This window comes from Alteripontixanthobacter muriae (genome assembly GCF_013336795.1).
GTDB lineage: Bacteria > Pseudomonadota > Alphaproteobacteria > Sphingomonadales > Sphingomonadaceae > Pseudopontixanthobacter > Pseudopontixanthobacter muriae.
Genome location: NZ_JAAFZT010000006.1, coordinates 36,861 through 60,949, shown reverse-complemented (window position 1 = coordinate 60,949; position 24,089 = coordinate 36,861). Strand labels below are relative to the sequence as shown.

Genomic DNA, 24,089 nt, shown 5'->3' with positions numbered 1-24,089 from the left:
GATCAGGGATCGAGGCGGGCAAGCGCCTCGTAAGCCAGCACCGCCGCCGCCACGGAAGCGTTCAGGCTATCCGCCCGCCCGCGCATGGGCATGGTGACGCGCAGATCGCAGGCTGCTTCACATTCCTCGGGCAGACCGCGCGATTCATTGCCTACCAGCAGGAAACACGGTGCAGCATATGCGGCACCGCGATAAGGCACCGCCTCGCGCAGGCTCGCTGCGACCAATTGTCCAGCGCCGCTCCTGAGCCAGGATTGAAATTCGCCCCATTCAGCCTGCGCAATGGCCTTCGTGAAGATCGCGCCCATGCTGGCCCGAACCGCTTCGACGCTGAACGGGTCGGCGCATTCATCGATCAGGATCACTCCGCCGGCGCCGACAGCATCGGCAGTCCGCAACATGGTTCCCAGATTACCCGGATCGCGAAGCGCCTGGGCGACCAGCCAGATCGGTGCTGCATCGCGGTCGAGACTGCCGAGCGAAGTATCGAATTCGCGGAACATGCCCGTTACCGCTTGCGGATTATCCTTGCCGGTAATCTTGGTGAGAATGTCGGGCGTGGTTTCGACCACCTCACCGCCAGCAGCCAGAACATCCCTCTCCAGCGTATCCAGAAGCGAATGCCGGTTCCGCCCTGCGGCCATAACCAGCATCTCCGGCAATCGTCCGCATTCGCGCGCGTCGGTCAGCAGCCGCAATCCTTCGGCAAGGAACCGCTTTTCCCTGCGGCGATACTTTTTGTCCCGAAGCGACCGCAGATATTTGACGGTCGGGTTGGAGAAACCGGTGATCTCCCTGCGCATATGTTCACCGGCTTCAGCTTTCGCCGAAGCCGTCCTCGATCAGGGCACAGAGATTGCCGAGCACCATGTCGGCATTTTCGCCCGCGACGATCACATCCACGCAGTCTCCTTTGGCCGCGCCCAGCATCATCAAACCGAGGATCGATCCTCCGACAGCGCTGTTACCGTCCTTTTCGACCCGAACCTGCGTTTCGCCCGGCAACTCGGACACCGCATTGACGAACTTGGCGCTGGCACGGGCGTGCAGTCCGCGCTGGTTCACGATTTCGACACTTCGCCGGATCTCGGTCATGAAGCTTTCGCCTCATGACCGAGGAACTCCGATGCAATCGTGATGTAATTACGTCCGGCGTCCCTTGCAGCACCCACGGCGGCAGTGATCGTCATGGTCTTTCGCGCACCGGCCAGACGGATGAGCATCGGCAGGTTTATTCCGGCAATTACCTCGACGCGCCCGGCATCCAGCAGCGATATCGCCAGGTTGGACGGCGTGCCGCCGAACAGGTCTGTCAGGATTATCGCGCCGTTGCCGCTGTCAACGTCCCCGATAGCGGCGGCGATTTCCGCACGGCGGACCTCCATATCGTCATTGGGGCCGATGCAGATGGTGGCGATCGCCTCCTGCCGGCCGACCACATGTTCCATCGCGTTGACGAACTCTTCGGCCAGACGGCCATGCGTTACCAGGATCATGCCGATCATAGGAGGTTCAAGAATCCCGTGCGTTGCATGATCAAGCGCTCAGTCTTGCACGATCATGTTTGCGGCCCTTCGATCTGGTCCGCTGCACGCGACTCCAGATTTCGATGCACTACCGTGGGTGAAAAACCCGCCTCGCGCAAGGCCCGACCCATTTCCTGTGCCGTATAGACACTGCGGTGGCGCCCGCCGGTGCAGCCGAATGCAATGGTGAGGTAGCTCTTGCCCTGCCGCTTGTATTCCGGAATCACGCCAAGCAACAGGTCGCGGATATTCCCGAAAGCTGATGCAAACGCAGGGTTGCTGGCAATGTAAGCGGCCACGGGTGCGTCCAGTCCAGTCTGGTCGCGAAGTTCGGAAACCCAATGTGGATTGTCCAGGAAACGCATGTCGAACACGAAGTCGGCAAGCGGCGGCATTCCCCGGGCAAAGCCGAAACTCGTGATCGTAATTGAAGTTTCGGCCGATGCGGCAACCGCGAAGCGTTCGCGCATCTCCTGCTGAAGCTGATTGGTCGCCAGCCCCGAAGTATCGATCACCGCATCCGCCCAGCGGCGCAGCGGTTCGAGAAGTTCGCGTTCCGCCTTGATGCCTTCGATGACAGGGCGGCCATGCGCCAGGGGGTGACGGCGGCGGGTCTCGTTATATCTTCTTTCCAGTTCGGCGCTGTTGCAGTCCAGGAAGAGAGTGGTGACGACCAGATCGTCGCGTCCGGCAAGGCTTCTTACCAGCGAGATAATATCGTTCGGAACGAAGCCACGGGTTCGCGCATCGAAGCCGATCGCCAGCATCGGGTGCATCTCGCCCCGAGCCGGTCCAGGCGAAGGATCGGGACCGTCGATCAGGCGATCGAGCATGCGGATCGGGAAATTGTCTATGGCTTCCCACCCCAGATCCTCGAGAACACGCAAAGCCGTCGTCTTGCCAGCGCCCGACATGCCGGTCACGAGCGCGATCCGCTTTCGGTCGTCCGCAGCAACGCCCGGCGATTGAAATTTATCTGCGGATTTTGGCGAATCGAGCGGCATTCCGCGATTGTGCGGGTCTTTGCGGATGGAGGAAAGGCTCAAGGCAGTCCGTGCAGCTGCAATGCGTGTACAACCCGCAGTGGAAGTGCCGCTGTATCGGGAAACATGCGCAGCAGCGGAATGGGGTGATCGTGCCAGTTCGGTGATGCAGCCTCTTCAACGTGGCGCGGTGCCCGGTCATCGAGCACGACGCGCAGACAGACCGGAGCAGAAACATGATCTAGTATCACGATGCCCACATTGCGTATTTCGAGCAGACCCGCAGTCGCCGGCGCTGCTTGCGCCCGCAATCGCCCATTCTTCGCGAACAGCAAGATGCCATCGTCACCGACTAGCATGGCACCCCGGTCGATCAGCGCCAGTGCGAGTGAAGATTTCCCGCTTCCCGGCGGGCCTTCGATCACGATCCCTCGTCCCCCCAGCGCCACGCATCCAGCCTGGTGCAGAACTCCGGTCAATCTTCCGCGCTCCGCCCCGTCGGTAGTTCGAGCTGTAGCCGGGCACCGGCCGTTCCGTCTTCGCGGTCGAGCGCAAGGAGCTTGCCGTCGTGCGCAGTCGCGATTGTCCTAGCAATAGCCAGACCCAACCCGCTGTGATCGCCGAAAGCTTCGGCCTCGGGCCGGTCCGAATGGAACCGTTCGAACACCTTGTCGCGGGCGTGTTCGGGTATGCCGGGGCCGTGATCGCTTACCGAGAGGGTCACGTGATCCTCCTGATCGACGAGGCGGATCTCTATGCGTTCGCCCGGCGGAGAGAAGGACACGGCATTGTCGAGCAGGTTCTCGATGATACGTTCGAGCCTTGCAGGGGCACCCGGAATGATCAGTTGATAAGGCGGCAAGTCGAGTGCGATCTCGATACCTTCGTTCTCCGCACGATCCTCGCGCGTTCCGACGATGTTGCGGACGAGAGCTGCAATATCGACATTTTCGAATATCGTGCGTGACAGTTCTGCATCGATGCGGCTGGCGTCGGCAATCTCGGTGATCAGCCGGTCTATCCGGCGGACGTCGTGGCTTGCGATGGTGTGCAGTTGCGCGCGCAGTTCCGGGTCCTCCACGCGGGACAGCGACTCGATCGCGCTGCGCAGGGAAGCCAGGGGATTCTTGATCTCATGCGCCACATCGGCGGCGAAGTGATCGACCGCGTCGATCCGTTGCCGCAAGGCATCCGCCATATCCGACACGGCACGCGCGAGAAGGCCGATTTCGTCCCGCCTTTCCGGCAGCCTGGGCACCACCACATCACGGTCGCGGCCAAGCCGTACCCTGATAGCGGCGCGCGCCAGCAATTGGAGTGGGCTGACGATCGTACGCGCGAGGAACAGCGACAGGAGGATCGACGTCGTCAGCGCGAGCGCCACCCCGAAGCCGAGGGTGGTACGCGCCTGGCGAACTCTCTCGGTAATATCCACGGCGTTGCGGGTGGTGAGCAGCGAGGCACCCTTCAGTCCCACGGGTGCGGCGGCATTGATCACGGGCGTTCCGTCGGGGGCATCGCGCAACTGGATCTGCGTCAGGCCTTGCTCCCTCGCGCGCGCAAGTTCGGGCCATACATCTGCGCGGGGGCTGCGCGGTTCGATGTAATCGGGAATGGGTTCCGCGCCGACGATCGTGTCGACCGTGCGATCGAGCATCAGGGCGAAGTCTTCGTCCCATGACAGTGTGGCAATATTGTCGAAGGTGAAGGCGGGTGCATCGAGCTCGAAACTGTCGGCAGTGAGCATGCCGTCGCCATCGTACATTCTGAGGCGCATGTCCTGTTCCTTGCCGATCTGGATCAGCAGCGCTTCCTGCCGCTCGCGCGTCGCCCCGGCCAAAGCCTCGGCAGTGATCTGCGCTTCTATGCGGGCCAGCTTGTACCGTTCGTCGAGCAGCTGCTTGCGATAGGTGTCGAGATAGAAGACGCCGCCGCCAAGCAGTAGCAGCGGCAGCAGATTTACCGCGAGAATGCGGGCGGTCAGCGACAAGCGGCTCGACCAGCCGAGGCTATCGAGCCGGCGCAGACGCGTTTGTTCGCTCACCGCAGCGGGAACCATGACCCTGTTTGCGGGGCCGTCTTCCTCCTGATGCTCGGGAACACCGCTCGCGCCCCCGTGCCGAGCGTCGGCGATGTCAGCCATCGTCGGTAAAGCTGTAGCCGGCGCCATACAGTGTCTCGATCGCGTCGAACTCCCCGTCGACGGCCCGAAACTTGCGGCGCACGCGCTTGATATGGCTATCCACCGTTCGGTCATCGACGAACACGTCGTCGGGATAGGCAGCATCCATTAGCTGGTTACGGCTCTTTATCACGCCGGGCCGAATGGCCAGGGCTTCGAGAATCAGGAATTCGGTCACGGTAAGCGAGACGTGGCGGCCATCCCAGCTGACCTGGTGCCGCGCCGGGTCCATCAAAAGGCGGCCACGCGAGATTTTTTCCGTCACGGCATCGGCCTGAACAGCGCCCGTGCCGTCGGGCGACCCTGCACCGCCGCGGCGCAGGATGGCGCGAATGCGGGCGAGCAGAAGGCGCAGGCTGAACGGCTTGGCGATGTAGTCGTCGGCCCCCATTTCAAGACCCGCTTCCTCATCCTGCTCGTCATCCTTGCTGGTGAGGAAGATAACCGGCAGCGCCGATGTTTCGCGCAGCCGCCGCAGCAGTTCCATCCCGTCCATTCGCGGCATCTTGATGTCGAACACGGCGAGGTCGGGCGGATTGTCGATCAATGCGGCGAGGGCAGTCACGCCATCGGAATAGACCCGCGTAGCGTAGCCCTCCGACTGGAGCGCGATCGACACCGAGGTCAGGATGTTCCGGTCGTCATCGACCAGCGCAATGACGCGGCGGTCCGCCCGGCGCTGTGCCCGTGCGTCAACTATGGGGTCCGCGATTCCGGAGGCGTCGGGTGCGCTGTTGGCTGGTTGTGGATCGTGGTCAGGGCCTGCCGAATGATGGTTTGTCATGGGGCTGGAACCTAGCCCCTGCGCGCTGACAAGACAACGCACAGCGAACCTTCACGCGACAGGTAAAAAAGAGTTGCTACTCAAGGCTCTGCACCGCCGATTTGACGATCTGCGGGCAGCGCACTATGCGCAAGGGATTGGCGGGCCGATCGTCCTTGCGAATCCCGCAGTGATCCGCCCCTTCAGCCGGATTTTGTCAGGAGCTTGCCGTGAACGCCCCGCTTTCTTATTCCCTGTCCGCCCAGGGCATCTCGACCGATGCTCTCATCCACGCCAATTACAACACCGCTCAACTGGTTGAAGAGGCCCTTGCGAACGGCGAAGGGCAATTGGCCAAGGACGGTCCGCTGGTGGTCGAAACGGGTTCGCACACCGGTCGCAGCGCAAAGGACAAATATATCGTCCGCGATGCAGAAACGGAAGACAGCGTCTGGTGGGGCAAGGTCAACGTGCCGATGACGCCCGAACATTTCGCAGCGCTCAAGGCCGATTTCATGAAAGCGGTCGCCGACAAGCAGGAACTGTTCGTCGCCGACCTGTTCGGCGGTTCACAGCCCGAACACCGCGTCAACGTGCGCGTCATCAACGAACTGGCCTGGCATAATCTGTTCATTCGTACGCTTTTGGTGCGCCCGACGGCGGAAGAGCTGGACGGGTTCGAACCGGAATATACGATCATCGATCTGCCGAGCTTCCAGGCCGACCCTGAACGGCACGGCACGCGCAGCGAAACTGTGATCGCGGTGAACCTGTCGGAAAAGCTGATCCTGATCGGCGGAACGAAATATGCCGGGGAGATGAAGAAGAGCGTCTTCGGCATTCTCAATTACCTGCTGCCGAAGAAAGGCGTGATGCCGATGCATTGCAGCGCCAACATCGGCGCGGACGGCAAGACGGCCGTGTTCTTCGGTCTGTCGGGCACCGGCAAAACGACCCTGTCCGCCGATGCCAGCCGCACGCTGATCGGCGATGACGAACATGGCTGGTCGGACACGGCGGTCTTCAATTTCGAAGGCGGCTGCTATGCCAAGATGATCCGCCTGTCCGAAGAGGCCGAGCCAGAAATTTTCGCCACGACGCGGAAGTTCGGCACGGTGCTGGAAAATGTGGTCATGGACCCTGAAACCCGCGAACTGGATTTCGACGACAACAGCCTCGCCGAAAATACCCGCGGTGCCTATCCGATTGAATTCATTCCGAACACGTCGGAAAAGAACCTCGGTCCGGTGCCTTCGAATGTTGTGATGCTGACCGCGGATGCGTTCGGCGTATTGCCGCCGATTGCGCGCCTGACGCCCGATCAGGCGATGTATCACTTCCTGTCCGGCTACACCGCCAAGGTGGCTGGCACGGAGATCGGCGTGACCGAACCGGAAGCGACTTTCTCCACCTGCTTTGGCGCGCCCTTCATGCCGCGCCATCCCAGCGTGTATGGCAATCTTCTGAAGGAACGCATCGCCAAGGGCGGCGTGCAATGCTGGCTGCTCAACACCGGCTGGACCGGCGGGAAGTACGGCACCGGCAACCGCATGCCGATCAAGGCGACGCGCGCGCTGCTGAACGCGGCGCTTGACGGCAAGCTGGATAATGTCGAATTCCGCCGCGATCCCAATTTCGGCTTCGACGTACCGGTGAGCGTTCCGGCTCTTGAAGAAGCGGGCGTGGACCAGACCATCCTCGATCCCCGTTCAACCTGGTCCGATCCTGCCGATTACGATGCAACGGCGCAGAAGCTGGTGCGCCTGTTCGTCGACAATTTCGCCGAGTTCGCGCCCCATGTCGATCAGGGCGTGCGCGACGCAGCCCCGAAGGCGGCCTGACACTCAGCCTGACTGAATAAAAGAGGGCGGCGGAACCATCCCGGTTCCGCCGCCCTCTTTCATGGCCCTGCGAACATTGCGCGGCTCAGCTGCGCGCAGCCTCGATATAGCGCCCGACATTGTTCGCCATCACATCGAGCGGTGCGTTCCCGCCGAGTACGACTGCATCGTTGAAGGCGCGGAAGTCATAGGCCTCACCAAGTTCAGCCTGCGCGCGGGCGCGCTGCCGGACGATCTCGCTATGGCCCACCTTGTATCCGCAGGCCTGCCCCGGCCAGCTGCAATAGCGATCAACCTCGCTGGCCACTTCTTCGGCCTTACTACCATTACGCTGGACGAAGAAATCAACGGCGCGCTGGCGGCTCCAGCGCTTGGAGTGCAGGCCGGTATCCACCACCATCCGACAGGCCCGGAAAGCGAGGCTCTGCAGATAGCCAAGGCGACCCACCGCGAAATCGTCATAGGCGCCGAGTTCATCTGCAATCTGTTCGCCGTAAAGCGCCCATCCTTCGGAGAAAGCATTGAACGCGAGGATCGACCGGATCAGCGGCAGGCGGTTTGAATATTCGCCTTCCCAGACATGGCCGGGGATAGTTTCGTGATAGGTCAGGTCGGCAAGGTCATACTTGCGATGGAGATCGGTTGTCCTCAGATTTATCCACATGCGGCCGGGGATCGAACCATCCTTGCTGCCGGCACCGCCATAGGCGCCGGGAGCACCGGGCTCTTCCGCCAGCGGCAGGCGGCGAACCTCCAGATTGGGGTCGACCAGCGTGTTGAAGGCCCGCGGCATCTGGCCGGTGATCCAGGCGATGCGATCCTTGATGAAGGCCATGATCTCGGCGCGCCCCGGGTCGCCCTCGGCAAATTTGTAGCGCGGATCGGCTGACAGCGCCTGCATCCTTTCGCCGACCGTGCCGGTGGTATAGCCGATGGATTGCAGGATCGGCTCCATCCTGCCGTGCAGCGCGGCCAGCTCTTCCAGCCCGCGCTCATGCACTTCATTCGCCGATAGCGGCGTCGTGGTGCTGGCCCGCAGCGCCCATGCGTACCATTCGTCCCCCTGCGGCCGTGCCCACATGCCGGGTTCGCTCGTCGCCATCGTTCTTTGCCGGCGCAGCTCCGCCAATTGGCGCTCCAGCGCCGCGGCGATGGGGCCGGTGACGACCGATGTCAGGGCATCGGCAGGCGCTTCGGGCAAACCGCTCTTCCCGAGGTTCTCCCGCATCTGGGCGATAAACAGAACGCCGTTTCGCGCATCATCCAGAGTGCTGCCCATCTGGGCAATAGCCTTGTCCAGAAGGAAATCGGGCGGAATGACGCCCATTGCCGTGGCGCGGCTCATCCGGATCAACTCACCATCCAGTACGCCCGGGATGGCCTGCAAGCGCGAGGCGAAGGCATCGACGTCGGCGCTGTCCTGCAGCGGATGGACGGAATCCATGAAGCGCGGCAAATCGAGATAGGAACCGACATTCTGGATCACGACATAGGGCGCGTTTCGCCAGCTTCCGACAGCAACATCGCCATAAGGGAGGGCGAAACCGTCCAGCGCGGTGGAATAAGCGCTTTCCACCACTTCGAAGCTGGTTCGTGTCTCGGGCGTGAAGCCCTGCGTGTCCGTTGCGCGAACCCGCGCCAGATCGCGGCGCAAGGTCGCGGCATAGGCCTGCTGGCCGTCCGGCGACTGATCCTCGAGCATGGAGCGCAGCCGCGCATGCGTGGCGGTGTCGACGCCGAGGCTGGTCGCCCGCTCCGGCTCATGCACCAGCAGATTATACGCGATCTCGTCCAGCAGCGGGTTACCGTCAGCCGGGTTGGCGCGGAGGCCGCTGGTATTCGCCATCCCGCCCGTGCAGGCAGAGAGCGTAGTCATGGAAACACCCGCAGCCATCCCGGCGAGGGTTTGGCGGCGGGTGAGAGTGTGCGTATGTTTGATTGTCATGCGCAGTGTCTGGCGCGGCGGGTGCAACCTGTCAAACGTGTCGCACTCGCGAGTTCGGAAGGTCTGGGGCAATCCTCCTCAATCGAGGAATTCAGCCGGAACCTTGCCGCCGTTACGCGACAGTTCCTGCATCGTCTTCCGGTGCAGCCACACATTGTCTTCCGCGTCGCCCGAATAATCGGCGCGACCGAGTTCATGCGCCAGCGCCTTGCGGCTCTCGAAATCGGAATCCACGCCGATCAGCTTCATCAGATCGACGATGGAGGTGCGCCAGTTCAGCCTGTCGGCGCCTGGCATCGAATCCAGCGAATTCTCGACATCGACCTGCGAAACGCGCACGGAATGACTTGTCGGCGTGCCGGTCGGAGGCGGTGCCTTAGACGGAACCGAGCGCGGAGCGGCAGCGCCGGGGCGGGCCGTAGCAGCAGGCGGCGCTGTCGCGGTTTCTCTGGCTTCGGCATCCTCACCGAAGATCGCCCGCTTGATCGAACTGAAAATGCCCATCTGTCGCTTCTCCTGAATGCGGCCCGTCGCCGCGCTTTTCGTTCAAACCGACGGGCCTTGTAGACGGTTCCCCTGCGCTACCCCTCTTGGTAAGAACGCAGGCATGGACATGGTTCTCTCCCTCGTCGTGCTGGCCGCTCTGGCTCTCCTTGCGGGCGCATGGTTTCTGCACCGTCGCGGGGGGCCTCGGAAGCAGGTCGTTCTGATGGTGGTGCTGGCAGCTATCGCCTTCGCCAATGTGGCGATCTGGATCGTGCCAACGCCCGACGGGCGCGTGCCCGCCGAGCAGGTGACCGATTAATCTGGCGATCTGCCAGCGATCACTCCGGAATTCGCCAGAGCACCGTGTTGCTGTAGGTCGACGGCACGGCGCGGTCCTGCGCATTACGCGCGGCTTCGAACCGCGCACGGCGCTTCACGTTGGCGCAGGTCGCCGCATCCAGTTCAGAATGACCGCTGCCTTTCAGGATCGAGCACTGCGTAATCCTTCCCCGCGCATCGATTGCCACCTGGAATGTCACCGTTCCCTCCATTTCCCTTGCGATCCATGATGAGCGGTAATCATTGTTGGTCACCCATTCACCCGGATTGCCGCGCGGGCGAACCGGGCTGGGCTCCACACCCGTTGGGGTCGCCTTGGGTGCAGGGGCAGGAAGGGCGAGATTGTCCAAGGCACCAGCCTTCGTTCCAGATGTGCCCGGCACTGGCAGCGGTGGCAGCGGCGGCAGTATGATGGTGGTGGCCGAAACATCGGGGGCGCTGGTGGCCAGGGGTGCGGGAATAGGCGGCACGTAAGGAGCAGGCGCGGCGCTTGGAGGTGTCCGGGTGGGCTTCGGATCGGCGGGCGGTGGCGGCGGCGGCGTTGGTTTCGGAACCGGTATGAATATCCCCTCGGGATTGTCGATGGCCGCTGCGATCTTTTCGAATGAAAGGCCGGTTACCAGGCCATAACCGATAATTGCATGGATTCCGATAACACCAATGATCGCTTTGGTCCGGGCAGTATTCCCTTCCTGATTTACATAGGCCATTTCTGTGGCTCCTCTCTCCATCATCGAGCCGGTTGATCCAAGCGCGTATGATATAACATCGCATCATGAGATGGTGTAACACGGTCTGGCAAGAGGTTTCGCGTCGCTTTTCGCAACTGAATGACGCGCAACAAAAGGCCCGCCGCGGAAAACCGGGGCGGGCGCTTTGCTCGGTTCGACCGATCGCTAATTACTTGATCGGGCAATCCGGCGAGAGGCGGAAGTCGAGATAATTGTCGACCGAACCCATCAGATCTTCCATCTCGTTCTCGAAGAAATGGTTGGCACGGGGGATTTCCTCGTGGTGGATCGTGATGTGCTTCTGCGTGCGCAGCTTGTCGACCAGCTTCTGGACAGAAGCGGGTTGAACCACTGTGTCGGCCGTGCCCTGGATGAAGATGCCGCTTGCCGGGCAAGGTGCCAGGAAGCTGAAGTCGTACATGTTCGCAGGCGGCGCGATGGAGATGAAGCCGCGCACTTCGGGGCGGCGCATCAGCAATTGCATGCCGATCAGCGCACCGAAGCTGACGCCTCCGACCCAGGTCACCTGCGCTTCGGGGTGAATGGACTGCACCCAGTCGAGTGCGCTGGCCGCATCGCTGAGTTCGCCAACGCCATTGTCGAAGCTGCCCTGACTGCGCCCGACACCCCGGAAATTGAAGCGCAAGGTGGCGAAACCGCGATCCACGAAGGTCTTGTACAGGCGCTGCGTGATCCGCTCGTTCATCGTCCCGCCGCCCTGCGGATGCGGGTGCAGGATCATGGCAACGGGCGCGCGCGGGCGCGGAGCGGGGGAATAGCGGCCTTCGAGGCGCCCTTCGGGGCCGGGAAAGATGACTGAGGGCATTTGCGGGAACCTGTCGGAAAAGTTAGGGGCACATGCGGTGGCGCATATGCGGACCGGCGCTATATAGTGTGTGACGCGCGTTTCGCAATCGGCGCGCGCACAGTGAAGGGACTTTCCATCCACCGTATCTATCTCGACCATGCAGCGACCACCCCGATGCGGCCCGAAGCACTGGCAGCGGTGGCGGAAGGCATGGAGCGATGGGCCAACCCGTCCAGCCCGCATGCGGAGGGACGCAAGGCCCGCGTCGCGCTGGAAGATGCGCGTGACCGGATAAGGAAGGAGCTCGGCTGGAGCGGGGAAGTCATCCTGACCAGCGGGGCGAGCGAGGCGGCCTGGCTGGCGCTTAACCGGGCTTGCGCTGTGAAGGGGAACGGTTCGGGAAGTGGCGCTGGGACACGCTTCGTCAGCGCGGTGGAGCATGATGCGGTCCACGGCGCCGCTCCTGATGCGACGATGCTTTTGGTTGCGCCGGACGGCTCGGTCGATCTGGAGCCTCTTTCTGGTGGAGCCTCACCGATAGTGGCAATGCAAGCCATCAACTCGGAAACGGGCGCGGCGCAGGATATGCAGGCCGTTGCCGACAGGGTTCATGCAGCCGGCGGGTTGCTTGTCGCCGATTGCGCACAGTCTGCGGCCAAATATCCGCTGCCGAGTGAGTGCGACATGGCGATCATCTCGGCGCACAAGCTGGGCGGGCCACCCGGGATCGGGGCGCTGCTGGTTCGCGATTACGCGATGCTGGCTCCGGCTGGCGGTCAGGAGCGAGGTTATCGCCGCGGCACGGAGAACCTGCCAGCAGCACTCGGATTTGCTGCCGCGCTGGAGCAGGCGACGCAGCCATTCTGCCCGCCCGACGTGCTGGCGGCTCTCGAACGGCTTGCCGTTTTGGTGCGGGGTGCCGGAGGTGTCTGGCTGTCGGATCGGCTGGCGCGCCCCACGCCGCTCATCCACGGCATCGCCATGCCGAACCTGTCCGGCAGCGCGCAATTGATGCGGTTCGACATGGCAGGCTTTGCCGTCAGCCTCGGGTCGGCTTGTTCGTCCGGCAGTCTGAAAGGCAGCCATGTGCTGAAGGCGATGCAGATCGAGGACGATCTCGCCAGCAGGATCATTCGCATTAGCGTTGGATGGAGTTCCAGCGCAGCAGATGTGGAGGCGTTCACCGCCCGGTGGCTGGCGATGGCGACGGATGTGCAATGATCTATCTGGATTATCAGGCTACCACGCCGCTTGCTCCCGAAGCGAAGGCCGCGATGCTGCAATGGCTCGACGGGCCGGAGGGCGAGGGCTTCGCCAACCCGCACAGTCCGCACCGCATGGGGCGGCGGGCCGCAGCGGCGGTGGAGGTCGCGCGCGAACAGGTGGCTGCGCTTTTCCCCGGCGGCGGGCGGGTCATCTTCACCAGCGGCGCGACGGAGAGCATTAATCTCGCCATTCGCGGTTCTGCGAACCTCGCGACGGGACCGGTGCTGGCCTCTGCCATCGAGCATGCGGCCGTGCTCGACACGGTGCGCAATGCCGGGCCATGCGCTATCTGGCCGGTGGATGCGGAAGGTCTGATCGTGCCTGAGCCGCCGCTCGAAGCTGCACCTCGCCTGATCGCAACCATGCAGGTGAATAACGAGATCGGGACCATTCAGCCCATCGCACGGGCCGCCGAACTGGCAGCGGAACACGGAGCCTTGCTGCTGGTCGATGCGGTGCAGGCGGCGGGGCGTATGAAGATTGCCGAGGCCGATCTGATCGCCGTGTCAGCGCACAAGCTGCATGGCCCCAAGGGGGTCGGCGCCTTGTGGGTGAAGGAAGGCGTATCACTCGACCCTGTCATTACCGGCGGCGGGCAGGAAGGCGATGTTCGCTCGGGTACGCTCAGTCCCGCCTTGTGCGCAGGCTTTGGCGTGGCAGCGAAGATTGCCCTGGAGCGGGGGGAAGAGGATGCCGCACATGTGGAAGACCTGTGGCAGGCGGCGCGCGACGCTCTCTCGGACTGGACCCTCAACGGCAGCGAGCGGCAACGCTGGCATGGGAACCTGAACCTGCGGCGCGACGGTCTGGATGTGAACCGCCTGATGTCCGAGGTTCGCGATGTGGCCTTCTCCGCCGGTTCCGCATGCGCCAGTGGATCGGGTCGCACCAGTCATGTGCTGAAAGCGATTGGCCTTTCCGATGCGCAGGCACGAAATTCGATCCGTCTAGGTTTCGGGCGCTATACGACTCTTGCTGAAATCGAGGTTGCCGCGGCCGCAATCAACCGCGCCGCAAAGGAGCAGACCGCATGAGCGTCACAGTGCATTTCATCACCCCTGACGGCGCAAGCGCGCAGGCCGAGGCCCGTGAAGGCGACAATCTGCTGCGCGTCGCCCAGGCAGCGGGCATGCCGCTGGAGGGAACCTGCGAGGGGCAGATGGCTTGTTCCACCTGCCATGTGATCGTCACGCCCGAATGGTTCGACCGGCTTGCCGAACCGAGTGAGGAAGAGGAGGACATGCTCGACCTCGCCACAGGTGCCGGGCCGACGAGCCGCCTCGCCTGCCAGATCGACCTGGAGGCGAGGCTCGATGGTCTCACCGTAAATATCCCCGCCGAAAGCAGGGATATGCAGAATATCTGAATGTTCCCGCTTTGTCGGCCGGGCAAAGCGGTGTTAGGACAGGCACCATGCCCACCGACAAGACCGACCTGGCCGGACCCGATCCCATCGACAGCCCCGATCCCTTCGACAGCATCGTCGATGCCCCTTTCGACGCAGCGCTTTCGGAGCGCTATCTCGTCTATGCGCTGTCCACCATCACGGCGCGTTCGCTGCCCGACCTTCGCGACGGGTTGAAGCCGGTCCACCGCCGCTTGCTCTGGGCGATGCGGCAGTTGAAGCTCAACCCGACCGATGCCTTCAAGAAATCGGCCCGCGTGGTCGGCGACGTCATCGGCAAATACCACCCGCATGGCGACGCGTCGGTCTATGACGCGATGGTGCGGCTGGCGCAGGATTTCGCGCTGCGATATCCGCTGGTCGAGGGGCAGGGCAATTTCGGCAACATCGACGGCGATAACGCCGCTGCCTACCGCTATACGGAAGCCCGCCTGACCCGCACCGCCATGACCCTGATGCAGGGGCTGGACGAGGGCACAGTCGATTTCGTGCCGACCTATAATGGCGAGGAGGAAGAGCCGGAGATATTTCCCGGCCTGTTTCCGAACCTGCTGGCAAACGGTTCCAGCGGCATCGCGGTCGGCATGGCGACCAGCATCCCCAGCCACAATGCGCATGAGATCATCGACGCGGCGCTGGAGATCATCGACAATCCGCAGGTCGAACATGAAAGGCTGATGGAACTGTTCCAGGGGCCGGATTTCGCCACCGGAGGCCTGATCGTCGACAGCCCGGCGGCCGTGTCCGCAGCCTATCGCACAGGGCGCGGGTCGTTCAGGGTGCGGGGACGCTTCCATGCTGCCGAAGCCGCGACTGAAGCGGATCGCGACGCTGGCATCGAGCGCTTGGGCGGAGGCCAGTGGCAATTGGTTATCAGCGAAATTCCCTACATGGTGCAGAAGGGCAAGCTGATCGAACAGATCGCCGCTGCAATCGCCGACCGCAAGCTGCCCATCCTTGAAGATGTACGCGACGAAAGCGACGAGCGCATCCGGCTGGTGCTGGTCCCCCGCAGCCGCAAGGTGGACCCCGATCTGCTGAAGGAATCGGTCTACAAGCTGACCGACCTTGAAACCCGCTTCGGCCTCAACATGAACGTGCTGGATGCCACACGGACGCCGCTGGTGATGGGGCTCAAGGAACTGCTTTCGAACTGGCTCGCCAGCCAGATCGACATCTTGCAGCGGCGCAGTCGCCACCGGTTGGAAAAGATCGCCCTTCGGCTGGAACTGGTCGAAGGCTACATCGCGGCCTACCTCAATCTCGATCGCGTGATCGAGATCATCCGCGGTGAGGACGAGCCGAAGCCGGTCATGATGGCAGAATTTGAGCTGACCGACCGACAGGCCGAAGCAATCCTGAACATGCGGCTGCGTTCCTTGCGCAAGCTGGAGGAGATGCAGCTGCGCGGCGAGCGCGACGATCTGCTGAAGGAGCGCGAGGAACTGGAGGCGCTGCTCGATTCACCGGCGCGTCAGCGAACCCGACTGAAACGCGACCTGCGGAAATTGCAGAAGGAATATGGCAAGGACACTGTCCTGGGCGCGCGCCGAACGACAATCGCTGAGGTTGCGCCGGCAGTCGAATTCTCGCTCGAGGCCATGATCGAGAAGGAGCCGGTCACCGTCATTCTCTCGCAAAAGGGCTGGATTAGGGCGGCGAAGGGCCACGTTCCACTGGACACCGACTTCAAGTACAAGGAAGGCGACGAGGCTGGCTTCGTCCTGCATGGGCAGACGACGGACAAGCTGCTCGTCATAACCGACAACGGCCGGTTCTTCACCATGGGGGCGGACAAGCTGCCCAGTGCGCGCGGCTTCGGCGAACCTTTGCGCAACAATCTCGACATCGATGCCGACGCCCGGATCGTCGGCCTGATCCGCCACAGGGCCGACGCGCAATTGCTGCTGGTTGCCGCCAACGGCAAGGGCTTCGCCGCGCAGACGAGCGAGTTGCTGGCTGAAACGCGCAAAGGCCGGCAGGTCGTCAATCTGAAGGGCGACAACCGGCTCGTCACGGTTCGCGAGATCGCGCCCGACCACGACCATGTCGCCGTTGTGGGCGACAATCGCAAGCTGGTCGTCTTCAGTCTTGAGGAACTTCCGGTGCTGGCTCGCGGCCAGGGCGTGCAATTGCAGCGCTATCGCGACGGCGGTATGTCGGATGCAGTCACCTTCAAGCTGGAAGATGGCCTGAGCTGGGCAATGGGCGGGGAAACCGGGCGGACGCGGACGGAAACCGACATGTGGCAGTGGAAAGTCGCACGCGGGGCAGCGGGGCGGATGCCGCCGCAGGGGTTCCCTCGCGACAATCGCTTCTGACATGAAAAAAGGGCCGGTCGCGCTTTCCGCAACCGGCCCCTTTCGAGAGTTGACGTTTAACTGATCAACCAGCTGGTGTTGCCGCGGCAGCTGCCTCGGCGATCTGCGCCTCGGTGAAGAGGACGATCAGCGTGCCTTCAGGGTTGACGGCGAACTGATCGCGCAGCATCGCGACCGGGCCGTTTTCGCCCGTCACGACGATGTTATCGGCGTCGATCGATGTGACGGTGCCCAGCATCGCATCGTCGACCGTGTGAACCATGGCGCCTTCGACCAGCGCGGTATCGCGCTGCGCTGCAACCTGAGCCATCTGTTCGTCGAGCATCTGGTTCAGCTGTGCCTGGGTGACCGAGATGATGGGGCCGTTCGGACCCTTGGCGAAAGCGTTCGCCGGCAGGGGTGCGGTGTGCTTGCCGGTGTTCACCAGAACGACGTCGTCGCTGACTTCAAGAACGGTGCCGACGAGCCCGCCCTGCGGATCGTAGATGGTTACGCCCGGGGCGATCGTCAGTTCTGCGGCGGCGGATGCGGCAGGTGCGGCATCCTGGGCGGAAGCTGCTGCCGGAACGCCGAATGCAATGGCGGTAGCGGCGGCGAGTTTCGCGAATTTCATATAAAGAGACTCCGTATAGTGTCGTCGTTTGCAAGGCCGATGCCACGAAGGATGCGACCATCTGAAGTATCGGACTGGCCCGAACCCTTGCAGGCACAGGAACATGCGCATCCGAAAATTGAGGAGCGCGACCGGTCATGCCACTCTGGCAGTGCGCAGATTAAATCGCGCTGAACTGCAGAGAGTGTTTGCCAGCCTTAGCTTCCGCCCGTTCCCCTAGAGCGCAAATGCAAGGCGGAGCAAGTCCGCTGCCGAACTTGCCCCGCCGAACCGGTACTTATTCGCGGCCTGAGGCCGAAAGGCGTCAGGCGCCTGCGCGGGGCCTTCGGTTGCGTTGACCACCACCATTACCGGCCGGTCGCGCGGAAGCCTGAGGCTTGCGCCTGCCGCTTCCGTTTCCGCCGCCATTGCCCCGGCGAGTGCGGGGGCGATCGCCCTCGGCACGTTCCGCACCGGACGGGTGACGAGCGGCCGCGGGCAGGGCCGCTGCCTGGGTCACGAAGTTTTCGGGGATCGGAACGGCCGTCAGGCGAACGCCGGTCAGCTTCTCGATATCACGCAAATAGGGCTTCTCGTCCGGTGCGACATAGGAAATAGCCATGCCGTTCCGGCCCGCACGCGCGGTACGCCCGATGCGGTGAACATATTGTTCGGCCACATTGGGCAGTTCGAAATTGAATACCGCGCTCACGCCCGGAACGTCGATGCCGCGCGCTGCAATGTCAGTCGCGACCAGCACAGGCACGCGATTGTCGCGGAAACCGTCCAAAGCGCGCGTGCGCTGGGCCTGGCTCTTGTTGCCGTGAATGGCCGCAGCGTTGATGCCGGCGGCAACCAGGTGGCGAACCACGCGGTCCGCGCCATGCTTGGTGCGGGTGAAGACGAGGCTGCGCTCGATCTCGCCGCTCTCCAGGCCCTTCTTCAGGCTGAGGGTAAGCAGCGCCTGCTTTTCCTTCTGGTCGATAAAGGTCGAATATTGCTCGACGCGCTCGGCAGTCGTGGATTGCGGTGCGACTTCAACGCGAACCGGATCCTTGATGAAACGCTTGCCGAGATCGGCAATGGCCTTGGGCATGGTCGCGGAAAAGAACAGGCTCTGACGCTTGTCGGGCAGCATGTTGGCGATGCGGGTCAGCGGCTTGATGAAGCCAAGGTCCATCATCTGGTCGGCTTCATCGAGAACGAAGATCTCGACATTGCGCAGGGTCAGCGCGCGCTGATCGCACAGGTCGAGCAGACGTCCCGGCGTTGCCACCAGAATATCGCAGCCCTGCACCAGCTTCTTGGCCTGCTTGCTGGCAGGCACGCCGCCGAAGATGCACTGGACCGACAGGTCGAGGAACTTTGCATAGGCACGCATGTTTTCGGCAATCTGCGCCGCCAGTTCACGCGTTGGAGAAAGCACCAGCATCCGGCAGGATGCAGGGTGACGGCCAACCGGATTGGCTGCAAGCCGGTGCAGCGAAGGCAGCGAGAACGCCGCCGTCTTGCCGGTGCCGGTCTGCGCGATGCCGAGCAGGTCGCGGCCTTCCAGCAGGGCGGGGATCGCCTGACGCTGGATCGGGGTGGGTTCGCTGTAATCCTTCGCCTTCAGGGCGCGCAGCAAGGGTTCGGCAAGGCCGAGAGTTTCGAAATAAGACATAATAATACTTTCATGCAGCGCCATAGCGGACAGGCAAAAGCCGTCCGGGCGCGTGGGGTCGGTCAATGCGACCCTTGCGTGTATGGGGAAGCTTCGAGTGCCAGATCCGCTAGTCGGTGCGGGACCCGCCGAAGGGCAGGTTCACGCTCGCAGCCGATTGCGCGAATAAGTTCGCGCCGGATGGCAGAACACCCAGATAGGTGCGACGGCAGGAATAAGCAATCAAATTACGCAAGCGGGGCTTATTCTTCTGCGAGAACCCGGTTGAGCAATTCTCTGACACGCTGTTCGCCGGGGAAATTGTCGGCAACCCAGTGGCTTTCAACCTTCTTTAAAATGTCGGAAATTTGCGGGCCGGGCGAAATGCCTCTGGCGATTATATCCTTCCCGCTCACGGGTAGTGCTGGCACAGTCCAGTTCTCCAGCGGCGCGAGTGAATGGCCGTCGATCAGCATCCGGTCTTGCGCGCAGATCATTCCCAGTCGGTAAGCCAATTCGCGAGACCGAGTCCCTGCTTCGGCCCCAGTTCCGCGACCGGCTGCACAGGCGAGGCGGTCTTGCTGGCGGTTCGAGAGGCGCAGGCGCTGCGCTGCCTGACGCGCCATTTCGGCATTGGCGGGCAGCAGGGCGGCGAGACGGCGGAGAGGATCTGCAGGCATTCCCGCACGTCGTTCGTTGGCGACCAGACTGGCGAGGCAGGTCAGTTCCGAAGGACCGGTTTCCGGCAGAACGACTTTCCATACATCGTTTTCCAACATGCGAGTGACCGTGGCAGTCGGGTCGGGCAGGGCGAGCAGGTTCAGCACCTCCATTGCGACCCGTTCGGCCGAAAGCTTCGCCAGAAGCGGGCCGAGTTCGGCGCAGGCAGCTTCCGCTTCTGCATCGAGCGCCGCGCCGAACCGGCACTGAAAGCGAAAATAGCGCAGGATGCGCAGATGATCCTCGCGGATGCGCTCTACCGCTTCGCCGATGAAGCGCACACGGCCCGCCGCGAGGTCGCCGAGTCCGCCGAAATAGTCGTGGATCAGCAGCGTGCCCGGTTCGGCGAACAATGCATTGATCGTAAAATCGCGCCTTGCTGCATCCGCCCTCCAATCCTTGGCAAAAGAGACCACAGCGTGCCGCCCGTCGGTTGCAACATCCTGCCGAAGCGTCGTGATTTCCACATTTCCACCGGGGAGCAGGGCTGTTACCGTGCCATGATCGATGCCGGTCGGTATGCAGCGGATGCCGTCATGTTTCAGCCGGTCCATAACCTCTTCGGGAAGCAGAGGCGTGGCCGCGTCGATGTCGGCCACCGGTAGGCCCAGCAGCGTGTCGCGCACTGCGCCGCCCACCCAGCGCAACTGCCCTTCGCCCAGCGCTTCGACGAGTGCCGCAAGATCGCCCCGAAGGGTCCATTCGGCCGATGGCAGGTGCCTAGCCATCCAGCAGTTCCTGCCAGGCGAGCCGCCGCGAAAGATTGGCGATGATCGCGGCGGTCACGCCCCAGATCCGGTGTCCCTGCCAGTCCATTTCGTAATAGCGCCGCGTATCGCCGCGCCACTGCGTCTCCTGCCGCCTGCGGCTGTCGGGGTCGAGCAGGAAGCGGAAGGGAGCCTCAAACCAATCCGCTACCTCGGCGGAGTTCGGCGTGATGGGCAGATCGGGAGGGATGACGCCCAGCACCGGAGTGACATCAAATCCGGTGCCTGTCTGATATTGGTCGGTCGCCCCGATGATCCGGACATCCTGCGGGCTGATCCCGAGTTCCTCATGGGCCTCGCGCAGTGCGGCGGTGATTGCATCCTCGCCCGGATCGATTTTGCCGCCCGGGAAGGCGACCTGTCCGGGATGGCTGCGCATGTCGTGCGGGCGGTGGATTAGCAGTGCGCCGGGCACCGGACGTTCGGTCACGGCGATCAGAACGGCTGCCGCGCGCGGTGTACCTCGTGCGAAGTGCCGGTCGGTCAGCAGGTCCGGTATATGCTGCCGGTGCCCCTCGTCGAACAGGCGCGAAAGATCCTCGAACAATTCACTCATTGCGGTTTCAGAGAAAAGGTCTCTCCGTTGCTGGTGACATTCCAGTCATCGCCTTCCTCCAGCGCCAGAGCGGCTAGCTGCTGGTAGGTCGAGCGGTCCAGCCTTGCCTCGCACCCGCGGCGGGCGTGCAGGTACAGCTTGGGCGTGTCGGCATCGCCGCGCGCCTTCAGGCGATGTTCGGGTCCGGCAATCACCAGATCGTCGGTGTTGAGGCGAAACACCAGATTACCGTCGCGACGTGCCACATCGACGGCGATAAAGCAGGCGTCCTCCACCTCGACCGACAGTTTCTGCATGGGCGTGACGAGGAAATAGCCCCCGTCTTCATCGCGCATCAACAGGCTGGAAAAGGCGCGGACCATTGCCTTGCGCTCGATCCTTGAACCTTCGTAGTACCACTTTCCATCGGCGGCGATCAGCATGAGGCTGTCGCCAACCTGCTGCGGCGACCATTCCTCCTGCGGGGGCAGTTTGCGGGCTTTCACCTGCTCCGCAACCTGCGCAAGGGTGAGGCCAGCGATTTCTGGAGGCGGTTCGTAGGGCATGCGCCAAGCGATGGCAGATCGCCCGCGTCACGCCAACCGATATGTCAGCGTGGCGTCTGCGGCGGCATGTCCGCAGGGCGCCAGGGGCCGAGCATTCCCTTCGGCGGCAGGACAGCCGGATTGTCGTAGCGCACCAGCAGCCGCTCCTGATCGTAAGGGCCGGGGCAGTGCCACTCACGCGTGTGCTCTGCGGTGAAGCCCCAGGCGCCGTAATAGGACGCATCACCGATCAGAACCTGCGGCAGCGCGCCCTTGTTCATCTCGGCAAGTGAGGCGGTCACCAGCGCCTTGCCATAACCTTGGCCCTGCAACTGGGGCAGGACGGCGACAGGGCCGACCATCAGCATCGGGTGCGGCCGACCGTCCGGATCGAACAGCGCGACGGGCCAGATCTGAATGGTCGCGGCGAGGTATTCATCGTCGTCCAGCGCGGCAAAGCTGAGGGCGGCAAGCCATTCCACACCGTCGCGGATGCGATAGGCGGTGCGAGCGTGACGCTGCGGGCCAAATGCCTCGTCCAGCACTTGTTCGACCATTTCGCCGGGAACGGCGCTCAGGGGAAGTATCGTCGGCATGGCGCGGGCGGTTAGGATGCCCGCGCCATGCTGTCGACAGGATTTCGCACGGGCCGTTCCGAGCCCGGGCGCAAACTTACATACGCGATCAGGACGGCGTCAGCTTGATCAGCCTTGCGCCCTCCCGGTCTTCCAGCACCCAGATGGCGCCGTCCGGCCCTTCGACCACCTCGCGCAGGCGATTGCCCATGGGATAGCGCGCGACTTCGACAGGGTTGGTGCCGTTCATCGCCACGCGAATCAGGGCTTCGGTCTTCAGCCCCGCGAGCAGGACGTTGCCTTTCCAGTCTTCAAAGGCATCGCCATTGTAGAAGATGAAGTCGCCCGGCGCGATCACCGGCGTCCAGCCGATGGCGGGCGGCTGGAATTCGGGCCTTGTCGAGTGGTCAGGTATGTCCCTGCCGTCATAATGTTCACCGTCCGACACGATGGGCCAGCCATAATTGGTGCCGGGTTCGATCAGGTTGACTTCGTCCCCGCCAGCAGGTCCATGCTCCATGTTCCAGAGCCACCCGGCGCTGTCGAATTGCAGGCCAAGCGTGTTCCGGTGGCCATAGGACCAGATCTCGTCAGTGGGCGAACCGCGATCGGCGAAGGGGTTGCCAGGAGCAGGCTCCCCGTCGAGCGTCAGCCTTACAATCGTGCCGAGCGTGTTGCCGAGATCCTGTGCAGGATCGAGCTTCTGACGGTCACCGCTGGACACGAACATGTAATTTTCGTCCGGCGAAAAGGCGATGCGGTGCGAGTAATGGCCCCGGCCGGTAACCTTGGGCGTCTGCCGCCAGATGACATTCAGCCCTTCGACATTGCAGCTCGCCCCTGCGGTGCAGTCCAGCGTTCCCTTCCCCACGACCGCGCCGCGCGTGTCGCCTTCACCCGCTTCGGCCCAGCTGAGATAGATCGTGCGCCGGCCGACCTCATTCGCGGATTCACTGGGCAGGAAAGCGACTTCACCCAGACCGCCCTGACCGCCGTAGTCGACACGCGGCAGACCGGTGACCGATCCGGTGCGGCCCGTCGCAGTGTCGACGAATTTCATCGTGCCCGGCTTTTCGGTGATGAACAGTGTGTCGGTTCCCGGCGCGAACTCCGCGGCCCATGGCTCGTTGAAAGTGCCATACGTCGTCAAGTTGAAGGGAGCGCCGCCTCGTGCCGCTTGCGGCGAAGGGGTCGACTGTGCGGCAGCAGTGCTGTCCCCGCCAGCCTGCGCCCCGCAGCTTGCGAGAAGGGCTGCGAAGGGTAAAGAGGCGGTCGCGATAATCTTGGCTGTCTTTCTCATGTTCTATGGAACCCCTCATTGCGGATTTGGCTCCGACCCGCTCGTCGTCGGTGTGGACGAGGCTGGCCGTGGCCCGCTCGCAGGGCCGGTTGTGGCCGCTGCGGTCGCCCTGTGCAAGCCGCGACCGGGCGGATTGGCGGATTCGAAGAAGCTCAACCCTTCGCGCCGCCAGCTTCTGGACAATGTGGTTCGCCGCCGCTGCGCCTGGGGCGTCGGCGTGGTCGACGTTGCGGACATCGACAGGCTGAACATCTTTGGCGCGACAATGCTGGCCATGACCATCGCGATGGAGAACCTCAGCCGCGCTCTGGAGCGCGATGCTGACGAGGTTCTGATCGACGGAAATCTCACGCCGCAGGGCCGAACCGGGCAGTGGCGGTGGCGGGCCAGAGCAATCGTGGGCGGCGATGCGATCGAACCGTGCATTTCTGCCGCAAGCATCGTCGCAAAGGAATGGCGCGACCGGATGATGCTCGATGCAGCCCGGCTTCACCCCTCCTATGGCTGGGACAGGAACAAGGGTTACGGCACGCGCGATCACATGGAGGCGCTGCGTCGCCACGGGCCGACACCGCTGCATCGGCGCAGCTTCGCGCCGGTGGCGCAGATGCAGATGTTCTGAACGCGTCCGAGTGAGTCCTGCGCGCAACACCGCAACAGGTGGCCTGCCGGAAAGCTTATTCCAAACAATATCTTGTAGCGGACTTCTTTCGTTCCCTCTAGGCGGACAAACGTAAAGATCGCGTCAAGGTTAATGTTATCTTGACCTGGAGTCCTCAAGGATTCACCCTGTGGATAAGTCAGCAGGGGGAATATG

Annotated in this window: 25 protein-coding genes; 7 read left to right on the top strand and 18 right to left on the bottom strand. The window is 63.0% G+C overall.

Going from position 1 to position 24,089, the window contains the following annotated elements; all coding sequences use genetic code 11:
* Positions 1 to 2: 2 nt before the first annotated feature.
* The 7 genes from G7A66_RS02690 to G7A66_RS02660 form a co-directional block, all read right to left on the bottom strand.
* Positions 3 to 803 carry a TrmH family RNA methyltransferase gene (locus G7A66_RS02690; RefSeq protein ID WP_174294171.1) on the bottom strand — a complete coding sequence of 267 codons (801 nt, stop codon included), beginning with the start codon at positions 801 to 803 and terminating at the stop codon, positions 3 to 5.
* Positions 804 to 816: 13 nt separating this feature from the next.
* Positions 817 to 1,095 carry an HPr family phosphocarrier protein gene (locus G7A66_RS02685; protein ID WP_174294170.1) on the bottom strand — a complete coding sequence of 93 codons (279 nt, stop codon included), beginning with the start codon at positions 1,093 to 1,095 and terminating at the stop codon, positions 817 to 819.
* Positions 1,092 to 1,505, bottom strand: a complete 414-nt coding sequence (locus G7A66_RS02680) for a PTS sugar transporter subunit IIA (protein ID WP_174294169.1) — start codon at positions 1,503 to 1,505, stop codon at positions 1,092 to 1,094. The genes G7A66_RS02685 and G7A66_RS02680 overlap by 4 nt, the downstream gene beginning before the upstream one ends.
* A gap of 53 nt (positions 1,506 to 1,558) precedes the next feature.
* Positions 1,559 to 2,572, bottom strand: a complete 1,014-nt coding sequence (gene rapZ, locus G7A66_RS02675) for an RNase adapter RapZ (RefSeq protein ID WP_408609229.1) — start codon at positions 2,570 to 2,572, stop codon at positions 1,559 to 1,561.
* Complete coding sequence (locus tag G7A66_RS02670) at positions 2,569 to 2,988, bottom strand: HPr kinase/phosphorylase (RefSeq protein WP_174294168.1); 420 nt, start codon at positions 2,986 to 2,988, stop codon at positions 2,569 to 2,571. Before G7A66_RS02670 ends, rapZ begins: the two co-directional genes overlap by 4 nt.
* Positions 2,985 to 4,568, bottom strand: coding sequence for a sensor histidine kinase (locus G7A66_RS02665; protein WP_174294204.1), 1,584 nt, complete (start codon positions 4,566 to 4,568; stop codon positions 2,985 to 2,987). The genes G7A66_RS02670 and G7A66_RS02665 overlap by 4 nt, the downstream gene beginning before the upstream one ends.
* A 76-nt stretch (positions 4,569 to 4,644) precedes the next feature.
* A complete protein-coding gene (locus G7A66_RS02660; RefSeq protein WP_174294167.1) occupies positions 4,645 to 5,475 on the bottom strand; it encodes a response regulator transcription factor in 831 nt (276 codons plus the stop codon).
* Between the two features lie 209 nt (positions 5,476 to 5,684).
* On the opposite strand from G7A66_RS02660, the gene G7A66_RS02655 reads away from it, so the two are divergent.
* Positions 5,685 to 7,295 (top strand): phosphoenolpyruvate carboxykinase, encoded by a 1,611-nt coding sequence (locus G7A66_RS02655; RefSeq protein ID WP_174294166.1) that lies wholly within the window; start codon positions 5,685 to 5,687, stop codon positions 7,293 to 7,295.
* A gap of 85 nt (positions 7,296 to 7,380) precedes the next feature.
* On the opposite strand, the gene G7A66_RS02650 is transcribed toward G7A66_RS02655, so the two are convergent.
* Positions 7,381 to 9,240 carry a DUF885 domain-containing protein gene (locus tag G7A66_RS02650; protein WP_174294165.1) on the bottom strand — a complete coding sequence of 620 codons (1,860 nt, stop codon included), beginning with the start codon at positions 9,238 to 9,240 and terminating at the stop codon, positions 7,381 to 7,383.
* Positions 9,241 to 9,318: 78 nt separating this feature from the next.
* Complete coding sequence (locus G7A66_RS02645; RefSeq protein WP_174294164.1) at positions 9,319 to 9,744, bottom strand: DUF3597 domain-containing protein; 426 nt, start codon at positions 9,742 to 9,744, stop codon at positions 9,319 to 9,321.
* 109 nt (positions 9,745 to 9,853) lie between these two features.
* Here G7A66_RS02645 and G7A66_RS02640 point away from each other — a divergent pair, with 109 nt between their 5' ends.
* Positions 9,854 to 10,045: a hypothetical protein gene (locus tag G7A66_RS02640; protein ID WP_332310472.1), complete on the top strand. Its 192-nt coding sequence runs from the start codon at positions 9,854 to 9,856 to the stop codon at positions 10,043 to 10,045.
* A gap of 19 nt (positions 10,046 to 10,064) precedes the next feature.
* On the opposite strand, the gene G7A66_RS02635 is transcribed toward G7A66_RS02640, so the two are convergent.
* Positions 10,065 to 10,775 carry an energy transducer TonB gene (locus G7A66_RS02635; protein ID WP_174294162.1) on the bottom strand — a complete coding sequence of 237 codons (711 nt, stop codon included), beginning with the start codon at positions 10,773 to 10,775 and terminating at the stop codon, positions 10,065 to 10,067.
* Between the two features lie 190 nt (positions 10,776 to 10,965).
* Positions 10,966 to 11,622 carry an alpha/beta hydrolase gene (locus tag G7A66_RS02630; protein ID WP_174294161.1) on the bottom strand — a complete coding sequence of 219 codons (657 nt, stop codon included), beginning with the start codon at positions 11,620 to 11,622 and terminating at the stop codon, positions 10,966 to 10,968.
* Positions 11,623 to 11,724: 102 nt separating this feature from the next.
* Here G7A66_RS02630 and G7A66_RS02625 point away from each other — a divergent pair, with 102 nt between their 5' ends.
* From G7A66_RS02625 to parC, 4 genes are read left to right on the top strand one after another with little or no spacing between them, the layout of a single operon-like run.
* Positions 11,725 to 12,825 (top strand): cysteine desulfurase family protein, encoded by a 1,101-nt coding sequence (locus tag G7A66_RS02625; protein WP_408609228.1) that lies wholly within the window; start codon positions 11,725 to 11,727, stop codon positions 12,823 to 12,825.
* Positions 12,822 to 13,904 (top strand): cysteine desulfurase family protein, encoded by a 1,083-nt coding sequence (locus G7A66_RS02620; protein WP_174294160.1) that lies wholly within the window; start codon positions 12,822 to 12,824, stop codon positions 13,902 to 13,904. Before G7A66_RS02625 ends, G7A66_RS02620 begins: the two co-directional genes overlap by 4 nt.
* Positions 13,901 to 14,236 (top strand): 2Fe-2S iron-sulfur cluster-binding protein, encoded by a 336-nt coding sequence (locus G7A66_RS02615; protein WP_174294159.1) that lies wholly within the window; start codon positions 13,901 to 13,903, stop codon positions 14,234 to 14,236. The genes G7A66_RS02620 and G7A66_RS02615 overlap by 4 nt, the downstream gene beginning before the upstream one ends.
* A 47-nt stretch (positions 14,237 to 14,283) precedes the next feature.
* Positions 14,284 to 16,596, top strand: a complete 2,313-nt coding sequence (gene parC, locus G7A66_RS02610) for a DNA topoisomerase IV subunit A (RefSeq protein WP_174294158.1) — start codon at positions 14,284 to 14,286, stop codon at positions 16,594 to 16,596.
* A gap of 64 nt (positions 16,597 to 16,660) precedes the next feature.
* Here parC and G7A66_RS02605 read toward each other — a convergent pair whose 3' ends face one another.
* The 7 genes from G7A66_RS02605 to G7A66_RS02575 form a co-directional block, all read right to left on the bottom strand.
* Positions 16,661 to 17,209, bottom strand: coding sequence for a hypothetical protein (locus G7A66_RS02605; protein WP_174294157.1), 549 nt, complete (start codon positions 17,207 to 17,209; stop codon positions 16,661 to 16,663).
* Positions 17,210 to 17,513: 304 nt separating this feature from the next.
* Positions 17,514 to 18,851 (bottom strand): DEAD/DEAH box helicase, encoded by a 1,338-nt coding sequence (locus G7A66_RS02600; protein ID WP_174294156.1) that lies wholly within the window; start codon positions 18,849 to 18,851, stop codon positions 17,514 to 17,516.
* A 242-nt stretch (positions 18,852 to 19,093) separates the two neighbouring features.
* Positions 19,094 to 20,278 carry a CCA tRNA nucleotidyltransferase gene (locus G7A66_RS02595; protein ID WP_174294155.1) on the bottom strand — a complete coding sequence of 395 codons (1,185 nt, stop codon included), beginning with the start codon at positions 20,276 to 20,278 and terminating at the stop codon, positions 19,094 to 19,096.
* Positions 20,271 to 20,873 carry a CoA pyrophosphatase gene (locus G7A66_RS02590; protein WP_174294154.1) on the bottom strand — a complete coding sequence of 201 codons (603 nt, stop codon included), beginning with the start codon at positions 20,871 to 20,873 and terminating at the stop codon, positions 20,271 to 20,273. The genes G7A66_RS02595 and G7A66_RS02590 overlap by 8 nt, the downstream gene beginning before the upstream one ends.
* Positions 20,870 to 21,418, bottom strand: a complete 549-nt coding sequence (locus G7A66_RS02585; protein WP_174294153.1) for a DUF1285 domain-containing protein — start codon at positions 21,416 to 21,418, stop codon at positions 20,870 to 20,872. Before G7A66_RS02585 ends, G7A66_RS02590 begins: the two co-directional genes overlap by 4 nt.
* A 44-nt stretch (positions 21,419 to 21,462) precedes the next feature.
* Positions 21,463 to 21,993, bottom strand: coding sequence for a GNAT family N-acetyltransferase (locus G7A66_RS02580; RefSeq protein WP_174294152.1), 531 nt, complete (start codon positions 21,991 to 21,993; stop codon positions 21,463 to 21,465).
* An 88-nt stretch (positions 21,994 to 22,081) separates the two neighbouring features.
* Positions 22,082 to 23,272, bottom strand: coding sequence for a PQQ-dependent sugar dehydrogenase (locus G7A66_RS02575; protein ID WP_174294151.1), 1,191 nt, complete (start codon positions 23,270 to 23,272; stop codon positions 22,082 to 22,084).
* Here G7A66_RS02575 and G7A66_RS02570 point away from each other — a divergent pair.
* The gene (locus G7A66_RS02570) at positions 23,271 to 23,894 is read left to right on the top strand and encodes a ribonuclease HII (protein WP_174294202.1); all 624 of its coding nucleotides are present in this window, start codon (positions 23,271 to 23,273) and stop codon (positions 23,892 to 23,894) included. The genes G7A66_RS02575 and G7A66_RS02570 overlap by 2 nt on opposite strands.
* Positions 23,895 to 24,089: the final 195 nt, after the last annotated feature.